Annotated in this window: 15 protein-coding genes and 1 rRNA gene; 7 read left to right on the top strand and 9 right to left on the bottom strand. The window is 68.6% G+C overall.

The genetic code is table 11. The features are described 5' to 3' along the window. Positions 1–5: 5 nt before the first annotated feature. The 3 genes from FB600_RS37340 to FB600_RS28825 all read right to left on the bottom strand — a co-directional run bounded on the left by FB600_RS37340 (position 6) and on the right by FB600_RS28825 (position 2,971). Positions 6–179 carry a hypothetical protein gene (locus tag FB600_RS37340; RefSeq protein ID WP_186057674.1) on the bottom strand — a complete coding sequence of 58 codons (174 nt, stop codon included), beginning with the start codon at positions 177–179 and terminating at the stop codon, positions 6–8. Positions 180–217: 38 nt separating this feature from the next. After that, positions 218–1,831 (bottom strand): protease pro-enzyme activation domain-containing protein, encoded by a 1,614-nt coding sequence (locus FB600_RS28820; protein WP_098151681.1) that lies wholly within the window; start codon positions 1,829–1,831, stop codon positions 218–220. Between the two features lie 228 nt (positions 1,832–2,059). Further along, complete coding sequence (locus FB600_RS28825) at positions 2,060–2,971, bottom strand: LysR substrate-binding domain-containing protein (RefSeq protein WP_098182544.1); 912 nt, start codon at positions 2,969–2,971, stop codon at positions 2,060–2,062. A gap of 139 nt (positions 2,972–3,110) precedes the next feature. Here FB600_RS28825 and FB600_RS28830 point away from each other — a divergent pair, with 139 nt between their 5' ends. Beyond that, a complete protein-coding gene (locus tag FB600_RS28830) occupies positions 3,111–4,283 on the top strand; it encodes a gamma-butyrobetaine dioxygenase (RefSeq protein WP_145757720.1) in 1,173 nt (390 codons plus the stop codon). A gap of 104 nt (positions 4,284–4,387) precedes the next feature. On the opposite strand, the gene FB600_RS28835 is transcribed toward FB600_RS28830, so the two are convergent. Beyond that, complete coding sequence (locus FB600_RS28835; protein WP_013689385.1) at positions 4,388–5,020, bottom strand: LysE family translocator; 633 nt, start codon at positions 5,018–5,020, stop codon at positions 4,388–4,390. Between the two features lie 183 nt (positions 5,021–5,203). Here FB600_RS28835 and FB600_RS28840 point away from each other — a divergent pair, with 183 nt between their 5' ends. After that, a complete protein-coding gene (locus FB600_RS28840; protein ID WP_013689384.1) occupies positions 5,204–5,668 on the top strand; it encodes an Lrp/AsnC family transcriptional regulator in 465 nt (154 codons plus the stop codon). Positions 5,669–5,737: 69 nt separating this feature from the next. Here FB600_RS28840 and FB600_RS28845 read toward each other — a convergent pair whose 3' ends face one another. Next, positions 5,738–6,652 carry a LysR family transcriptional regulator gene (locus FB600_RS28845; protein ID WP_096752525.1) on the bottom strand — a complete coding sequence of 305 codons (915 nt, stop codon included), beginning with the start codon at positions 6,650–6,652 and terminating at the stop codon, positions 5,738–5,740. 159 nt (positions 6,653–6,811) lie between these two features. Here FB600_RS28845 and speB point away from each other — a divergent pair, with 159 nt between their 5' ends. Beyond that, a complete protein-coding gene (gene speB / locus FB600_RS28855; protein ID WP_036029109.1) occupies positions 6,812–7,768 on the top strand; it encodes an agmatinase in 957 nt (318 codons plus the stop codon). Between the two features lie 52 nt (positions 7,769–7,820). After that, positions 7,821–9,164: an MFS transporter gene (locus FB600_RS28860; RefSeq protein WP_145757719.1), complete on the top strand. Its 1,344-nt coding sequence runs from the start codon at positions 7,821–7,823 to the stop codon at positions 9,162–9,164. A gap of 90 nt (positions 9,165–9,254) precedes the next feature. Here the strand turns inward: FB600_RS28860 and FB600_RS28865 are convergent, their stop codons facing one another. Next, positions 9,255–10,613 (bottom strand): PLP-dependent aminotransferase family protein, encoded by a 1,359-nt coding sequence (locus tag FB600_RS28865; protein ID WP_145757754.1) that lies wholly within the window; start codon positions 10,611–10,613, stop codon positions 9,255–9,257. A 184-nt stretch (positions 10,614–10,797) separates the two neighbouring features. Between FB600_RS28865 and FB600_RS28870 the strand changes: the two genes are divergently transcribed. The 3 genes from FB600_RS28870 (at position 10,798) to FB600_RS28880 (ending at position 14,339) form a co-directional block, all read left to right on the top strand. Beyond that, the gene (locus FB600_RS28870; RefSeq protein WP_145757718.1) at positions 10,798–11,685 is read left to right on the top strand and encodes a DMT family transporter; all 888 of its coding nucleotides are present in this window, start codon (positions 10,798–10,800) and stop codon (positions 11,683–11,685) included. A 179-nt stretch (positions 11,686–11,864) separates the two neighbouring features. Then, positions 11,865–13,445 (top strand): inorganic phosphate transporter, encoded by a 1,581-nt coding sequence (locus FB600_RS28875; RefSeq protein WP_123038513.1) that lies wholly within the window; start codon positions 11,865–11,867, stop codon positions 13,443–13,445. Positions 13,446–13,562: 117 nt separating this feature from the next. Further along, entirely contained in the window at positions 13,563–14,339 is a 777-nt protein-coding gene (locus FB600_RS28880; RefSeq protein WP_244112542.1) for a 2OG-Fe(II) oxygenase, read from the top strand. 7 nt (positions 14,340–14,346) lie between these two features. On the opposite strand, the gene FB600_RS28885 is transcribed toward FB600_RS28880, so the two are convergent. From FB600_RS28885 to rrf, 3 genes are all read right to left on the bottom strand, one after another. Continuing rightward, on the bottom strand, positions 14,347–15,771 hold the full coding sequence (locus FB600_RS28885; RefSeq protein ID WP_145757717.1) for a DHA2 family efflux MFS transporter permease subunit: 1,425 nt from the start codon (positions 15,769–15,771) through the stop codon (positions 14,347–14,349). 190 nt (positions 15,772–15,961) lie between these two features. Continuing rightward, on the bottom strand, positions 15,962–16,207 hold the full coding sequence (locus FB600_RS28890) for a DUF3717 domain-containing protein (RefSeq protein ID WP_096752519.1): 246 nt from the start codon (positions 16,205–16,207) through the stop codon (positions 15,962–15,964). A 241-nt stretch (positions 16,208–16,448) separates the two neighbouring features. Further along, positions 16,449–16,562: ribosomal RNA gene (gene rrf / locus FB600_RS28895) — 5S ribosomal RNA — on the bottom strand. Positions 16,563–16,800 lie beyond the last annotated feature (238 nt).

Here is a 16,800-nt window from a genome sequence, read left to right on the forward strand (position 1 = left end):
TGGTTTTATCGAACGTGCTTGAATGAACCGCGCTTGATCTTGGGGTGCTGGTCCTGTGCTGGTCCTGTGGTGCTGGTGATCCTTGCCATGCCGCCGATCTCGACGGTCCTGCCCTCGTGTTGCCTTCTTCCTGCCGCCTGCGCGGCGAAACCACTCGCCGCGAGCAGGCCGGCACCCATGCGCCGGCTCGCCCGCGGCTCGCTCCTGCCTGTCCTGCCTATCCGCCTGTCGCGCGGCCCTGCTGCGAGCCGCCCGAGGCGCCTTGCAGCGCGGCCGCCACCTTCGCGCCGTCGGGGCTGCCGAGCCCGGTGCAGGCGTCCCAGCCCTCGGACGCCGCGAACGCGCCGTTATTGCCCTGCGTGATGTCGTGGAACGCGCCCGGCTGCGCGTAGAGCCTGGGATTGGCCCAGCCCACCGGGCTCTTGCCGTTCGCATTGATGCGCGCGATCAGCGCCGCCCACAGCGGCGCCACCGCGCTGGTGCCGCCCAGCACGGCGGTGGTGCCCGCGATCGAGATGATGTAGCCGGTGGTCGGCGAGGCGTCGCCCGCCACGTCGGGCACGCCGCGCTGGCTCAACGGCGTGCTGCCGCCGCCGGTCGCCTTGGCCGACAGCCCCTTCTGGTACGAGGGCGCCGGGAACACCGCGCTGACGCCGCCGCCGCCCGCGCCGCCGCTGGCCGCCTCGTCGTTCCATACCACCTCGCGACGGATCCCCTGCCCGGCCTGCGCGTCCAGCGTGGTGCCGCCGCAGGCCAGCACGTAGGGGCTCGAGGCCGGGAAGTCGACATGGTTCGAGCCGTCCTGCAGCCCGTCGCTCGAGCCGCTGTCGCCCGAGGCCGCGCAAACCGTCACGCCGAGCGAGGCGGCCGTCTTCAGCACGTTGTTGAACGCGGTGATCGATTGTTGCGTCCACGAGGCTTCCGGGCCGCCCCAGCTGATCGACACCACCGAGGGGCGGTTGGTGCTGTCGTGGATCGCCTGGTTGACCGACTGGATGAAGCCCGCGTCGCTGTTGCCCGCGAAATAGACGGCGATGGTCGCGCCCGGCGCGATCGCGCCGGCCACCTCGATGTCGAGCGCGACCTCGCCGTCGGGACCGTTCGGATCGTCGGTCGGCGCGTTGCGCCCGCCGTTGACGCTGACGTCGACCAGCTTCGGCGGCTTGACGCCGAGCTGCTCGAAATACTGCCGGATATCGGCCGCGCGATAACCGCCGCCGAGCTCGACCAGCGCGATGCACTGGCCCGCGCCGTCGCCTTCGGGGAAGTTGTAGATCGAGGCCAGTTGCAGCGGCGTATACGAGGTGCCGGCGCCGCTGCGCGCGGGCTGGAACGGCGGACGGAAGCGGAAGTGGGGATGCGCCTGCGGGCGCGTGTCGAGGCCGAGCACGGCGGTGACCGCGTCGTGCAACTCGTCGGGCAGCGCGATCGCGCCGGTGCGTGCGCGGAACGAGCCGATCGCATGATGTTCGTACTTCTCGAGCTTGACGCCGAACGCATTCTCGAACTGGGCGATGGTGCCGGCCAGCTCCACCACGCTCTGCACCGGATCGACGCGCTCCACCGTCAGTTGGTGGCGCTTGGCGAACGCCTCGGTGTGCTGGATGTCGTCCGCCCTGGCGCCGAAACGCTTGGCGAAATCCTCGCGCGATACCGGCTTGGCGGCCGGGTCGCCGCTGGCGAGCTTGTCGACCAGCGCGTCGAGCGCCTGTTCTCCCTCGCGTCGCAGCATCACCGTCACGTGGATCCGCTCGGCGGGATCGCATGCGCCGATGCACTTCGATTCCGTGATGACCTTAGGTTCGCTGCCGGCGTGAAGATGCCTTGCCATGTTGTGACCCTCCTGGATACCGTGTTGCACGGACTACGGAAAATCCGACCTGCCCTGCCCGACTCGGTTCCGGCAGGTTGACGGCGTCCTCTCAGCGACGCCGAAATCGATCGATCTGGATAGGAACGGCCAGACGAGTGTAAAGCAGTGGCGGCAAACTCGCGCGCGCGTTTCGGAGCGCCGGAGCCTTGTGGAAAGCAACAAATGCAACAAACCGTTGCCGCCCGCTCAATCGGGTCCGGCCAGTTCCTCGCGCAGCCATTCGACGAAGCGCGCGAGCTCGGGGCGCTCGATCAGGCCGTGGCGCCGATGCACCGCGATGGCCTCGGGCAGCCGGATCGATTCGTTGCACGGCGCGACCAGCGCGCCGTTTTCGATCATGCGTCCCGAGGTGCGCCGCCAGCCGATCGCCAGGCCATGTCCCTCGACGGCGGCCTGCAGCATCAGCGCGTAACTGTCGAACACCAGGCCGCGCGCGTCGGCCGGCAACGCATGGCCGGCGGCGGCCAGCCAGGTATCCCATTCGAGCTGGTAAGGGGGCCTCGCGTGATGGTGCAGCAGCACGTGGCCGCCGAGCCGGCCCGGCTCGACACGGCCGCCGTGACGTTTCAGGTAGGCGGGGCTGCAGACCGGGAATACCTCGTCCGAGGCGGTAAACAGCAGCGGATGCAGGCCGCTGTCGCGATTGCTGCTCTGCAGGGCGAGATCGAAATGGCCTTCGAATTCGACCAGCGGGCGCGTGGTGGTGGCCAGCTTCAGGGCGACCTCGGGGCAGCGCTGGTGAAAACTCGACAGCCGCGGCATCAGCCAGTGGAACGCCTCGCTGAGCTGGCAGAGCAGCACCACCTCGTTGTCGGCGGCCACCCCGCGCAGGCGGTCGGCATCGGCCGCGATGCTGCGCAATGCATTACCCAGGGTCATATGAAATTCCTGCCCGGCGGCGCTCAGGAAGACCCCGCGGTTGCGGCGCTCGAACAGCCGCACGCCGAGGTCCTGCTCGAGCGCGAGGATCTGCCGGCTGACCGCGGCCTGGGTCAAATGCAGCTCGTCGGCCGCGCGCGAGAAGCTGCCCAGGCGGGCGGCCGCCTCGAAGGGCAGCAGGCTGGCCAGCGGGGGCAGCGACTTGCCGAGCTTATTCATGATTTCAGGTAATACCTGGCGACGAAAACATCGTTTGTAGCACAGCCGGCGGCGGCCTGAAGATCGGCGACGCGTGAGCCCGCCTTCGCCGCGCCTCACGGGTCTGCCGATCCCCGCCCGCTTCCGGAAGCCTTTCACGATGAACACGATCGCCGATTACCGCATCTATCCCCTGGTCAGCCCCCTGCAAGCCGTTCGAATGGAAGCCGGCCACCTGGCCGTGACCTGGGGCGACGGGCGCCTCAGCCCGTTCCACCATCCCTGGCTGCGCGACAACTGCCCCTGCCCCGACTGCGTGTATGCCGTGACGCGTGAGCAGGTATTCGAGATCGTCGACGCGCCCGAGGACCTGCGCCCATCGGAAGCCTGGGTGGACGAAGGCGGCGCGCTCGCGGTGCGCTGGACCGACGGCCACGCGAGCCGCTTCGACCCGGGCTGGCTGCGCGCGCATGCCTACGACGCGGCCTCGCGCGACGAGCGCCGCCGGGCGCGCGCCCGGCCGCAACGCTGGCGCGCCGGGCTGGCGCTGCCGGTGTTCGAGCATGACGCGGTGATGGAGGACGACGCGACGCTGCTGGCCTGGCTGAGCGCGGCGCGCGATGTCGGGCTCACGCAGTTGCGCGGCATGCCGACCGAGCCGGGCACGCTGGCGCGCCTGGTCGCGCGCTTCGCCTTCGTGCGCGAAACCAACTTCGGCACGCTGTTCGACGTGCGCTCCAAGGTCGATGCCGATAGCAATGCCTATACCGCGTTCAACCTGCCGCTGCACACCGATCTGCCGACGCGCGAGCTGCAGCCGGGGCTGCAGTTCCTGCATGCGCTGGTCAACGAGGCGCGCGGCGGCGACAGCCGCTTCGTCGACGGCTTCGCGATCGCCGAGGCGATGCGCGAGGAAGCGCCGGATCCGTATCGGCTGCTCTGCGAGGTGCCGGTCGAGTTTCGCAACAAGGATCGGCGCAGCGACTATCGATGCATCGCGCCGGTGATCGCGCTCGATGCGCTCGGCGAGATCGCCGAGGTCCGCTGCGCGAACTTCCTGCGCGGTGCCTTCGATGTCGAGGCCGAGCGGATGGAGGATTATTACCGTGCTTATCGGCGCTTCCTGGCGATGACGCGCGAGCCGCGTTTCTGCTTCCGAACGCGGCTCGAGGCCGGCCGCGCCTGGTGCTTCGACAACCGGCGCGTGCTGCACGCGCGCGATGCCTTCGATCCGGCCAGCGGCGCGCGGCACTTGCAGGGGTGTTATGTGGATCGGGACGAGTTGCTGTCGCGGATCCGGGTGCTGGAGCGACAGGCGGGAGAGCGGGCATAGCCGGGGCGGCTGGCGGCGCGGCAAGCCGCTGGCCGACCCGGGAAATCAGAACGTGAGTTCGAGGCGGCGAGCCTGGCGAAGCACAAGCCGGCGCCCGGCCGTCCTCAATCCATCGACAGCCGCGCCGCGAACGCGAACAGCGCGAGCGCGAAGGTATAGCGCTGCACCGTCTGCGCCAGCGGATGCGCGCGCATCCAGGCCGCGATCCGCGAGGCGCCGCTCACATAGGCCGAATCGAAGACGATGCCGGTAGCCACCAGCAGCGCGCCGAGCAGGCTGACCTGCAAGCCGACCGAACCCGCCTCGGGCCGCACGAACTGCGGCAGCAGCACCGAGCAGAACAGCAAGGCCTTGGGGTTCAGCAGGTTGGTCAGCAAGCCTTTCACGAAAGCCTGTCGCAGCGCGCCGCTGCGCGCCGTGCCGGCTGCCGCCGCCGCGTTCATGGCGAACGGCGGCGAGCGGAAGATCTGCCAGGCCACATAGACCAGGTAGGCCGCGCCGCCGTAACGCACCAGGTCGTAGAGCCAGGGCGCGGTGCGCAGCAGGGCCGCCACCCCGCAGGCCGACAGCGTCACATGCACGGCGCGCGCGATGCCGAGCCCGGCGGCGGCCGCGAAACCGGGGCGCATCCCGCGATTGATGCCGGTCTGCAGCAGCAGCGCCATGTCGGGACCGGGCAAGGCGTAGATGGCGGCCAGCGCCGCGACGTAGAGGGCAAGCAGGTGCAGCGAAATCATGGTGCGGGAAGACGGCCAGGAAACGGTTGGACAGGTCTCGCGCGGCGCCGGGCCACGCGGGAAACGGCTTCCATCTTGCCCGTGTCGCCGGAGTGTTTTTGAGCCATTTATGGACGACTCCACCCATATCCGAGCGTGATTCCTCTATATTCCCCAGATCGAACGAAGGAATCCCCTCCAGCCATGAACGACCTCGACAAAACCGATCGCGCCATCCTCGCCGCGGTGCAGCGCGACGGCCGCATCCCGATCGCCCGCCTGGCCGATTCGGTCGGCCTCAGCGAGACGCCCTGCGCGCGCCGCCTGAAGCGGCTCGAAACCGAAGGCTACGTGGAGCGCTATCGCGGCCAGCTATCGCGCAAGCGGCTCGGCTACGGCGTGGTGGCCTTCGTGCTGCTGCGCATCGCCGTGCACGACCGCAGCCTCGCCGACCGCTTCGAGCGCGAGGTGATGGCGATGCCGCGCATCCTCTCCTGCCACAACGTGTCGGGCTCGGCCGACTACCTGCTGCAGGTGATCGGGCGCGACCTCGACGATTACGGCAGCTTCGTGCGCGACGCGCTGCGCGTGCTGCCGGGCGTCACCTCGGTGGAATCGGTGCTGTCGCTACGCGAGGTCAAGGCCGACGAGGGCCTGCCGATCGGCTGAGCGGGCCGCGCCGGACGCGGCGGCAGCGAAAGGAGACGAGCCGCCCTTGGGCGCGCGGCCCGCGAAGAATCAGCGCGCAACCGGCACGCGCAGGTGGGCGCTGGCCAGGTCCTCGAGGAAGGCGGCCACGATGGGGTCCTTTTTTGCCCGGCGTGCCACCACCATGTGGAAGGTCACGTCGTAGTTGAGCAACTCGGGATTGAGCGGCGCCAGCAGCCCCTGGGCGACATAGGGCGCCGCGAAATGCTCGGGCAGGTAGCCGAGATGGTGCCCCGAGAGGATCAGCAGCGCCACCGCCTCCATGTTGTCGGCGGTGCCGGTCACGCGGTCCGGCGAGGTCGAGAGCTGCGCCTCGGGCAGCGGGTAGGTCCGCCAGGCCCATTCGTGACCGGCCACGTCGGCGGTGGCCAGGGCGCCCGCCTGCTCGAACAGCGCGTGCCCGCGCCCGCAATAGGCCACCTGCCGCTCGACGAACAGCGGCGTGTAGTCGAGCACCGGCACGCGGTGCCAGAAATAGCCGACCGCGATCTGGATCTCGTCGCCGAGCAGCTTTTCCTCCAGGTCGCCCGGCGGGCGCACCGAGATCGAGAACTTCACGGCCTCGTCGCGGGTGCGGAACGCGGCGATCGCCTCGGCGATCCGCGCGTTCTGGCTGATCGGCGTGTGGCCGATCAGGCCGATGTTGAGCGTGCCCACCAGTTGCTTGTCCATGTGGCGCGCGGCGCCGCCGAACTCGTCGAGCGCCACCAGCAGCTTGCGGCTCATGGCCTGGAAGCGCTCGCCCTTGGGCGTGAGCCGGAAGCCGCTGCGGCCGCGCTCGCAGAGCCGGTAGCCCAGGCGCGTCTCGAGCGACGACAACTGGGCGCTGATGGTCGACTGGCCGACGTTGAGCACCGCCTGCGCGGCGGTCACGCCGCCCGCGTCGGCCACCGCGAGAAACACCCGGATCAGGCGCAGATCCAGCGTCGACAGATTCCCCAGCACGAATGACTCCCCTTGTTTACATCGATTCCGATCGATGTTGACGTCGAAACCTTGGCATTTTTCCAGCCCGGCAAAGCGCGTACAACTGTGCGTCTCGCCGCGTCGAATGATACGGCGGCTATCGATCCACACGAAACAGAATCAACGAGACAGCTCCCCATGAACGATTCCCGCTACTTCCAGCCGCTCGGCGGCAACGAAATGCCGCGCAGCGGCGGCATCGCCACCATGATGCGCCTGCCGCACGTGCAGGACGCGGCCGGCCTCGACGTCTGCTTCGTCGGCGTGCCCTTCGACCTGGGCACCTCGAACCGCACCGGCGCGCGCTTCGGCCCGCGCCAGATCCGATCGGAATCGGTGCTGCTGCGCCCCTACAACATGGCCACGCGCGCGGCGCCCTTCGATTCGCTGCGCATCGCCGACGTCGGCGACGTGGCGATCAACCCCTACAACCTGCACGACTCGATCGCCCGCATCGAGGCGGCCTACGACGCGATCCTCGCGCACGACTGCAAGCCGATCACGCTCGGCGGCGACCACACCATCGCGCTGCCGATCCTGCGCGCGATCCACCGCAAGCACGGCAAGGTCGCATTGATCCACGTCGATGCGCACGCCGACGTCAACGACACCATGATGGGCGAGAAGATCGCGCACGGCACGCCGTTCCGCCGCGCCGTCGAGGAAGGCCTGCTGGCCACCGACCGGGTGGTGCAGATCGGCCTGCGCGGCACCGGCTACGCCGCCGAGGATTTCGACTGGTGCCGCCAGCAGGGCTTCCGGGTGGTGCAGGCCGAGGCCTGCTGGAACCAGTCGCTGGCGCCGCTGATGCGCGAGGTGCGCGAGCAGATCGGCGACACGCCGGTCTACATCAGCTTCGACATCGACGGCATCGACCCGGCCTACGCGCCCGGCACCGGCACGCCCGAGATCGCCGGCCTGACCGTGCCGCAGGCGCTCGAGATCGTTCGGGGTACCTACGGCCTGAACATCGTCGGCGCCGACCTGGTGGAGGTGGCCCCGCCCTACGATCCGTTCGGCACCACCGCGCTGCTCGGCGCGAACATCGCCTACGAACTGCTCTGCGCGTTCCCCGGCGTCAAGTATCGCGACTGACCGGCCAGCGCCGCACCAGCGAGCACCAGAAGAACCAGGAGGAGATGTCAAGATGCACACGCAAACGCCGGTCAGGCAACCTCGGCGGGCGGCACTCGCGTCGTTCGTCGGCACCACCATCGAGTGGTACGACTTCTACAGCTACGCCACGGCGGCCGCCATCGTGTTCGGCCCGCTGTTCTTTCCCGGCGAAAGCCGTCTCGTCAGCCTGCTCGCCTCGTTCGGCTCGTTCGCGGTGGGCTTCTTCGCGCGCCCGCTCGGCGGCCTGCTGTTCGGCTATCTCGGCGATCGCTACGGCCGCAAGCGCTCGTTGCTGGCCACCCTGCTGCTGATGGCCGTCGCCACGGTGGCGATCGGCCTGCTGCCGACCTACGCGCAGGCCGGCGCGCTGGCGCCGGTGCTGCTGGTGCTGATGCGCGTGCTGCAGGGCATCGCGGTGGGCGGCGAATGGGGCGGCGCGGTGCTGCTGGCCGGCGAGCACGCGCCTAAAGGCAAGCGCACCTTCTTCGCCTCGTTCGCGCAACTGGGCAGCGCCAGCGGCCTGATCCTGTCGATGGTGGCCTTCGGCGCGATCAGCACCTTGCCGAAGGAAGACCTGATGAGCTGGGGCTGGCGCCTGCCCTTCCTGGCCAGCGCGGTGCTGCTGGTGGTGGGCTTCGCGATTCGCGCGAGCGTGTCGGAGTCGCCCGAGTTCGTCGAGGTCAAGGCGAGCGGCGAGATGGCGGCCAACCCGGTGCGCGAGGCGCTGCGCCAGTGGCCGCTGCTGTTGCTCGCGATCGGCGCGAACGTCTACGGCATCGCCGGCGTCTATTTCAGCAACATCTTCATGATCAGCTACGCGACCCAGTTCCTGTCGCTGGATCGCTCGATGGTGCTGCATTGCATGACCATCGTGGCGGGCCTGCAGTTCGTGGTGCAGCTCGGCGCGGCCTGGGTGGCGCAGCGCTTCGGTACCCATCGCGTACTGCTGGCCACGGCCGCCTGGGCCGCCGTGGTGCCCTTCATCATGCTGCCGCTGGTGCATGCCGGCACGCCGCTGAGCATCACGCTCGGCATCGGCCTCGCGACGCTGGCCGAATCGGGTTATTACGCGGTGGTGGCGGGCTTCGTCAGCGGCATGTTCGCGGCGCGGATCCGCTACACGGCGATCTCGATCTCGTACCAGGTCTGCGGCGCGCTGGCCGGCGGCCTGACGCCGCTGGTCGCCACCGTGATCGCGCAGAACAGCGCCCCGCAATGGTGGCCGCTCGCGCTGCAGTACACGGCGGCGGCGCTGTTGTCGGGCTTCTGCGTGCTGAAGATCGTGCGGCGCGGCGATGCCGGGCGGCTCGATCGTGGCCTGCACGAGCACGCCGGCAAGGGCGAGCTGCGCGCGACGACCGCGGCGGCGAGATAAGGCCGCCTCAGGTAACACGGCCTCATCCACAGCTGCCGGTATCGATCGAGGTCGTGCCAGCCGCGGCCGCTTCTCATCCGATGATCCGCCCTACCCCGCCGCGCGCGCCATCGCGCGACGCAGCGCGGCATGGATGGCCGGCCGGTTGCTCTGCGAGGCGTTGAAACGCAGGTATCGCGTCGCGTTGCGCGAGACGCTGAAGACATTGCCCGGCGCCAGCACCACGCCCTCGTCGAGCGCATGGCGCGCCACCACGGCCGCGTCCAGCCCTTCGGGCAGCTCGGCCCACAGGAACATTCCCGCGCGCGGCCGGATCGGCACCTCGAGGCCGGCCGCCGTCAGTTGCCGCAAGGTCTCGCTGCGCGCGTCGCCGAGCCGCGCGCGCAGGCCGTCGAGATGGCGCCGGTAGGTGCCGTCCACCAGCAGGCGATGCACCACCGCCGAGCTGAGGCCGCCGTTGCCGAAGGTGGTGGCGAGCTTGAGATCGATCAGCGGATCGATCCAGTCGCGCCGCGTGGCGATGTAGCCGCAGCGCACCGCCGCCGACAGCGTCTTCGAGAAGCTGCCGATCGCGATCACGCGCGACAGGCCGTCGAAGGCCGCCAGCCGCGGCGCGGGCTCGATCTCGAAGTCGGCGAAGATGTCGTCCTCGACGATCAGCAGGTCGTGCTCGGCCGCCAGCATCAGCACGCGATGCGCGACGGCCGGCGCCAGCGTCGCGCCGGTCGGGTTGTGGATCGCCGAGTTGGTCACGTAGAGGCGCGGGCGATGCTCGGCCAGCACCCGCGCGAAGGCTTCCGGATCGGGCCCGTTGGCGGTGTAGGGCACGCTGACCAGCCGCACGCGATGGGCACGCAGCAGCGCCTGGAAATTGAAGTAGCAGGGGTCGTCGACCACCACGGTGTCGCCCGGTTCGAGCAGGAAGCGGCACAGCAGGTCGAGCGCGTGGGTGCCGCCGTCGGTCAGCAGCAGTTGGTCGGCCGCCGCCTCGATGCCGTGCTGCGCCAGCCGCAGCGCGAGTTGCTGGCGCAGCGCCGGCAGCCCGCGCGGCGCGCCGTAGTCGGCCAGGTCGACCTGCGCGTCGCGCGCCACGGCCCGCAGCGCACGGCGCACGCCCTCGTCGGGCAGCCAGGCAGCCGGCAGCCAGCCCGCGCCGGGCTTCAACGCGTCGCTGCCGGCTTCCAGCGATTGCCGCGTCAGCCACAGCGGGTCGAGCTCGCGGTCCAGGCTCGGGCCCACGTCGGCCAGCGCGAACGGCGGCGCGTGGCCGGCCACGAAGAAACCGGCGCCGCGCCGGGCCGACAGCGCGCCCTCGGCCACCAGCCGGTCATAGGCCTCGACCACGGTCGATTTCGATACACCGAGCAGCTCCGCCATCAAGCGCACCGAAGGCACGCGCGCGCCCGGCATCAGGCTGCGATTGGCGATCCGCGCCCGCAGCGTGGCCATCACCCGCGCGACGCGGCTGCCCGTGGCCGCGGGCTCCGCCGCACTCACCTCTTTTTCGCTCGCCATCTGTCCGGCTCCCCGATCAGTACAGTTTCCCTGGATTGTGCTGATCCGTAGCTTAACCTGGGCGCACCGGCATGGGATGCTGGAACGCTCCTCCTTCCATTCATTCGACGGATGCGCCATGCAGAACTCCACCCAAGGCTGGCTGAACGGTTTCCTCGGTGTCCTGATCTTCAGCGGCTCGCTGCCGGCCACGCGGATCGCCGTGCACGGGTTCGATCCGCTGTTCCTGACGGTGGCGCGCGCGGCGATCGCCGGGCTGCTGGCGATCGCCCTGCTGCTCGCCTTCCGTGAATCGCGGCCGGCGCGCGTCGATCTGCTGCCGCTGGCGATCGTCGCGTTCGGCGTGGTGGTCGGCTTTCCGCTGCTGACCGCGCTGGCGCTGCAGCACATCACCTCGGCGCACGCGATCGTGTTCGTCGGGCTGCTGCCGCTGGCGACCGCGATCTTCGGCGTGCTGCGCGGCGGCGAGCGTCCGCGCGCGGCCTTCTGGGTGTTTTCGTCGATCGGCAGCGCGGCGGTGGTCGCGTTCGCGCTGCGCGACGGCATCGGCGCCTCGCCGCTGGGCGACCTGCTGATGGTGGCGGCGATCCTGGTCTGCGGGCTCGGCTACGCGGAAGGCGCGCGCCTGTCGCGCAAGCTGGGCGGCTGGCAGGTGATCTCCTGGGCACTGGTGCTGTCGCTGCCGCTGATGCTGCCGATCGCGATCGCGATACGGCCGGCCTCGTTCGCCGCGATCGAGGCGCCGGCCTGGTGGGGGCTGGCCTATGTGTCCCTGTTCAGCATGCTGATCGGCTTCGTGTTCTGGTATCGCGGGCTGGCGCTCGGCGGCATCGCCGGCGTCGGCCAGTTGCAGCTGCTGCAGCCCTTCTTCGGCTTCCTGCTGGCCGCCTGGCTGCTGCACGAGGCGGTGCCGGCCTCGATGCTGGGGGTGACGGCGGTGGTGGTGGCCTGCGTGGCCGGCGCGCGGCGCTTCGCGGGGGCACCGGCGGCGCGGCCGGCGCGCTGAAGCCGAAGCCGCCCGAGGCGGCAAGGGGGCATGGCAGAAAGCGGTGTGCGCGGCGCGATCACCGCCCGCAATCGAAAGCAAAACGAAAGACATCGGGCGGCTTCCTGCAATGTCATCAAACTGCCTAAGTCGCGGCGCTAGGATCGGGCGATCCCCGCAACCCACCTCCCCTGCCCGCCATGAATCAACCTGCGTCGCCCTCAGTCGACCTCGGCCGCTCGCGGCATCTCGGTCTGGTGATCTTCTTCGTCGTGCTGGTCGCCGGTGGCGCCTACGTGCTCAGCCACCTGCTCGCCGATCTCGCCCCGGTCGGCGAACACTCGATCTTCCCCTACCTGCTGCTCGGCACGGCGCTGCTGATCGCGCTCGGTTTCGAGTTCGTCAACGGCTTCCACGACACGGCCAACGCGGTCGCCACCGTGATCTACACGCATTCGCTGACCCCGAACGTCGCCGTGGTCTGGTCGGGGCTGTGGAATTTCGCCGGGGTGCTGCTCTCCAGCGGCGCGGTCGCGTTCGGCATCCTGCAACTGCTGCCGGTCGAGCTGATCCTGCAGGTCGGCAGCGGCGCCGGCTTCGCGATGGTGTTCGCGCTGCTGATCGCGGCCATCGTCTGGAACCTCGCCACCTGGTACTTCGGCCTGCCCTCCTCGAGCTCGCACACGCTGATCGGCTCGATCATCGGCGTGGGCCTGATGAACCAGCTGATGCACGGCGCCTCGGGCACCAGCGGCGTGGACTGGAGCCAGGCGCTCGGCGTCGGCAAGTCGCTGCTGTTCTCGCCGATCGTCGGCTTCCTGTTCGCCGGCCTGCTGCTGCTGATCCTCAAGGCCGTGCTGAAAGTGCCGGCGCTCTACCAGGAGCCCCCCAAGGACCAGGCGCCGCCGTTCTGGATCCGCTGCCTGCTGATCCTGACCTGCACCGGCGTGTCCTTCGCGCACGGCTCGAACGACGGCCAGAAGGGCATGGGCCTGATCATGCTGATCCTGATCGGCACCGTGCCGACCGCCTATGCGCTGAACAAGGCCGTCACGCCGGCCGAGTCGCAAACCTTCATCGCCGTCGCGCACCAGGCCGCGGCCTCCTTCGGCAAGTACAGCAACGGCATCGCGGCGCCGGCCAACTCGCGCCAGGCAGTCGAGACCTACGTGCAGACGCGCGAGCTGAAGCCGGAAACGCTGCCGGCCGTGCAGCAACTGTCGAACTCGCTGGCGGCCGCGGTCGGCTCGACGGGCTCGATCGCGAGCGTGCCGCAAGGCGATGTCGACAACCTGCGCAACACCATGTACCTGGTTTCGGAAGCAATCCGCCTGATGGAGAAGGCCAAGCAGCCGGCCTTCTCCGCCGACGATCACGCCGCGATCGACAACTATCGCCAGCAGCTCGATCACGCCACCAAGTTCATCCCGACCTGGGTCAAGGTGGCCGTCGCGCTGGCGCTCGGCCTGGGCACCATGGTGGGCTGGAAGCGCATCGTGGTGACGGTCGGCGAGAAGATCGGCAAGCAGCACCTGACCTATGGCCAGGGCGCCTCGGCCGAGGCGGTCGCGATGATCACGATCGGCGCCGCCGACATGTACGGGCTGCCGGTGTCGACCACCCACGTGCTGTCCTCGGGCGTGGCGGGCACGATGGCGGCGAACGGCTCGGGCCTGCAATGGTCGACCGTGCGCAGCCTGATCCTGGCCTGGGTGCTGACGCTGCCGGCCTCGATCGCGCTGGCCGGCCTGCTGTATTGGGTGTTCCACTCGCTGTTCTGATCCGGCACGCCGGGCGCCGTGCATGACGGCGCGGAAATACAGCGCAAGAATCGGGACGCGTCGCGCCCCGCCGGTCGATAGGATGGACGCCCTGACGTATGGATGCGGAGCGCCATCATGACTGCCTGCCTCGAGCGACGCCGCGCGGCGTCGCTTCCCTCCCCGCTCGATTGGCCCGATCCGGTGCTGGCCGGCGCACTCGCGCCGGCCTCGCTAGATTGGGCCGCGATTCGCGACGCGCTGAACGCGCATGGCGTGGCGGTCGTGAAAGGCCTGCTGGATCGACGCGCCTGCGATGCGCTGATCGCCGCTTATGACGACGAGGCGCGTTATCGAAGCCGGGTGGTGATGGCTCGTCATGGCTTCGGTCGCGGCGAGTATCGCTACTTCGCCTACCCGCTGCCGGATGGGCTGGCTCGCTTGCGTCGCGAGATGTATGCGCCGCTCGCGCCGATCGCCAACGACTGGCATCGCGCGCTCGGCATCGAGTCGCGCTTCCCGGCCGAGCACGAGGCCTTTCTCGCGCGCTGTCATGCAGCCGGTCAGTCGAGGCCCACGCCGTTGATCCTGCGTTACGGGGATGGCGACTACAACTGCCTGCACCAGGACCTGTATGGCGAGCACGTGTTTCCGCTGCAGGTCGCCGTCCTGCTGTCCCAGCCGGGCGAGGATTTCACGGGCGGCGAGTTCGTGCTGACCGAGCAGCGGCCGCGCATGCAGTCACGCGTGGAGGTCGTGCCGCTCGCGCGCGGCGATGCGGCGATCTTCGCCGTGCATGGACGGCCGCAGCAAGGCGTGCGCGGCGTCTATCGCGTGAATCCGCGGCATGGCGTGAGCCGGCTGCGCAGCGGACATCGGCATACGCTGGGCCTGATCTTCCACGACGCCGAGTGAGCCGAGTTCAGCTCTTCGACACACTCGCGCGCAGGCGATCGCCGGCATTGACGGCGAGACGCGCGTAACCGGGCAGCGTCAACAGCGCGAGCACGCCGGCGGCCAGGAAGGCCCAGCGGAAATCGGCCATCACGTAGTGCGTGCCGGTTTCGTCGCCGCGCATCAGCGAGGCGAGGCGCAGCGACATCGCGCCGAAAGCGATGCCCATGCCGATCGTCATCTGCTGCGCGGCGCTCGACAGCGTGCTGGCGGCGCTGGTCTGCCTCGGCGGGACGTCGGCGAAGGCCAGGGTGGCCAGCGTCGAGAACTGCATCGAGCGCGACAGGCCATAGACGAACACCACAAACAGCGTGATCACCAGCGGCGTGGAGGCCGTGAGCCAGCCGCAGGCGATGGTCGCGAAGCCGGCGATCGTGACGTCGACCAGCGCAACGCGGCGGAAGCCGAAGCGGTCGAGAATCCACGAGGTCAGCGCCTTCATGCCGAGATTGCCGGTCGCGCTGGCCAGCAGCAGCAGGCCGGACTGGAATGGCGACATGCCGAAGCCGACCTGGAACAGCAGCGGCTGCAGGTAGGGCACCGCGTTGATCGCGATCCGCGTGATCGAGCCGGTGAAGACGGTCACGGAAAAGGTCGGCACCTTCAGCGTGCTGAAATCGAGCAAGGGATGCGGCGTGCGCTGCGCGTGCCGCCAGGCGAGCGCAGCGAACACGACGGCGGCCACGATCAGGCCCAGCGCTTCCATGAAGTGCGCATCCTGCTGGCCGAGCGCTTCGGTGCCGCACAGCACGCAGGTCAGTGTCGCGCCCGACAGGATGAAGCCGAGCCAGTCGAGCGGACGCGCCTCCTCGGCGCGTTCGTTCCTCACCAGCAGCAGCACGCAGGCGAGCGCGGCGATGCCGAGCGGTACGTTGAGCAGGAAGATCCAGCGCCAGGATGCGTAGGTGGTGATGAAGCCGCCGACGGGCGGCCCGACCACGGGAGCGACGATGCCCGGCCAGGTGATGGTCGCGATGGCGCGCATCAGCTGGGCCTTGTCGGTGCTGCGCACCACGATCATGCGGCCGACCGGCACCATCATCGCGCCTCCGATGCCCTGCAGCAGACGCGCGGCGGTAAAGGTGCCGACGCCGTCGGACATGCCGCACAGCACGGATGCAATGGTGAACACGGCGATGGCCGAGCCGAACACGGTGCGCGAGCCGAAGCGATCGGCGACCCAGCCGCTGATCGGAATGAACACGGCGAGCGCCAGCATGTAGGCGGTCATGCCGAGACTGAGCGCATTCGGCCCGACGCCAAACGACCTGGCCATCTGCGGCAAGGCGGTGGCGATGACGGTCGTGTCGAGATACTCCATGAAGAACGTGGCGGCCACGAGGTACGGGAGGAAACCTGTCGTCGGGCGACGATCCACGTTGGAGTCGGTCATGCGCTTGATCGAGCGGAGGATGGTGGGAGCCGGCGAGGCGTGCCGAGCGGCGATGGTACTCCCGAATGATACGCACGCGAGCTTTCGCCCGCGTGTCGATGCGGGTTTTATCGACGACGCGGGTTCATCAGGGGTGCATTCATCCAGGAATTCGGGAAACGCGCGACGAAGGTGCCGCGCGCGGCGACGCTCAGACCTCGGTCGCCAGCAGCGCGTCGCGCTGGTCCTGTGTCAGCAGCTCGAGTTCGACGCTCGATTCGCCGTGGAAAATCATCGAACCATATACCTCAGCGAGACAACTGCTAGCGCTGTCGAGCGCGTAGTCCTCGTCGATCTCGGCGGGCAGATGAATTTCACGCCATGCATTGATCGCGGATTCGATCCTCACGATGGAAATCGGCTGGGTCGTCTTCTTATCGCTGGAAGTTGCAGTCATGGTTCCTTGCTGATTATCCCGCTTGATGGCTGCGATTAATCGGCGAATAAATCGCGAATCAGGCGGGGCAATTGAATTAGACCGGATGGCGGATGCAATTCGTTCCGCATCGGGGACGCGTAGCATACCATCGCGAACGACTAATCCAGACGGGGATAAGGGATTTGAATTGGATTAGTTTTCTTGCACTGAAAAGACAAAACCCCCGCTGCCTGGGGCAACGGGGGTTGTCATGAGGGAAGCCTGACGATTACCTACTTTCACACGGGCAATCCGCACTATCATCGGCGTGGAGTCGTTTCACGGTCCTGTTCGGGATGGGAAGGGGTGGTACCGACTCGCTATGGTCATCAGGCTAAAGGGGTTGTCGCGTCGCCATGAGCGCCACGACCAATCTCGAAGAAGTAGTAACGGGGTTGTGTGTATCCGCACACGAGAATCAATCTGTATGACCTGTCGCGCTCCAAGATCCTGAGCCTGGGCTCAGGACGGGATGATCGCGGTGCATGGGCACCTACGAACATCGGCGCAGACTGGTTATAGGATCAAGCCTTACGGGCAATTAGTATCAGTTAGCTGAACGCATTACTGCG

The sequence above is a fragment of the Burkholderia sp. SJZ089 genome (genome assembly GCF_007828315.1).
Classification (GTDB): domain Bacteria; phylum Pseudomonadota; class Gammaproteobacteria; order Burkholderiales; family Burkholderiaceae; genus Burkholderia; species Burkholderia gladioli.

Bases quoted from the DNA above. Each gene is read 5' to 3' on its own strand.
- FB600_RS37340 (WP_186057674.1), bottom strand. From the start codon at position 179: ATGGGTGCCGGCCTGCTCGCGGCGAGTGGTTTCGCCGCGCAGGCGGCA.
- FB600_RS28820 (WP_098151681.1), bottom strand. From the start codon at position 1,831: ATGGCAAGGCATCTTCACGCCGGCAGCGAACCTAAGGTCATCACGGAA.
- FB600_RS28825 (WP_098182544.1), bottom strand. From the start codon at position 2,971: ATGAATAAGCTCGGCAAGTCGCTGCCCCCGCTGGCCAGCCTGCTGCCC.
- FB600_RS28830 (WP_145757720.1), top strand. From the start codon at position 3,111: ATGAACACGATCGCCGATTACCGCATCTATCCCCTGGTCAGCCCCCTG.
- FB600_RS28835 (WP_013689385.1), bottom strand. From the start codon at position 5,020: ATGATTTCGCTGCACCTGCTTGCCCTCTACGTCGCGGCGCTGGCCGCC.
- FB600_RS28840 (WP_013689384.1), top strand. From the start codon at position 5,204: ATGAACGACCTCGACAAAACCGATCGCGCCATCCTCGCCGCGGTGCAG.
- speB (WP_036029109.1), top strand. From the start codon at position 6,812: ATGAACGATTCCCGCTACTTCCAGCCGCTCGGCGGCAACGAAATGCCG.
- FB600_RS28860 (WP_145757719.1), top strand. From the start codon at position 7,821: ATGCACACGCAAACGCCGGTCAGGCAACCTCGGCGGGCGGCACTCGCG.
- FB600_RS28865 (WP_145757754.1), bottom strand. From the start codon at position 10,613: ATGGCCACGCTGCGGGCGCGGATCGCCAATCGCAGCCTGATGCCGGGC.
- FB600_RS28870 (WP_145757718.1), top strand. From the start codon at position 10,798: ATGCAGAACTCCACCCAAGGCTGGCTGAACGGTTTCCTCGGTGTCCTG.
- FB600_RS28875 (WP_123038513.1), top strand. From the start codon at position 11,865: ATGAATCAACCTGCGTCGCCCTCAGTCGACCTCGGCCGCTCGCGGCAT.
- FB600_RS28880 (WP_244112542.1), top strand. From the start codon at position 13,563: ATGACTGCCTGCCTCGAGCGACGCCGCGCGGCGTCGCTTCCCTCCCCG.
- FB600_RS28885 (WP_145757717.1), bottom strand. From the start codon at position 15,771: ATGACCGACTCCAACGTGGATCGTCGCCCGACGACAGGTTTCCTCCCG.
- FB600_RS28890 (WP_096752519.1), bottom strand. From the start codon at position 16,207: ATGACTGCAACTTCCAGCGATAAGAAGACGACCCAGCCGATTTCCATC.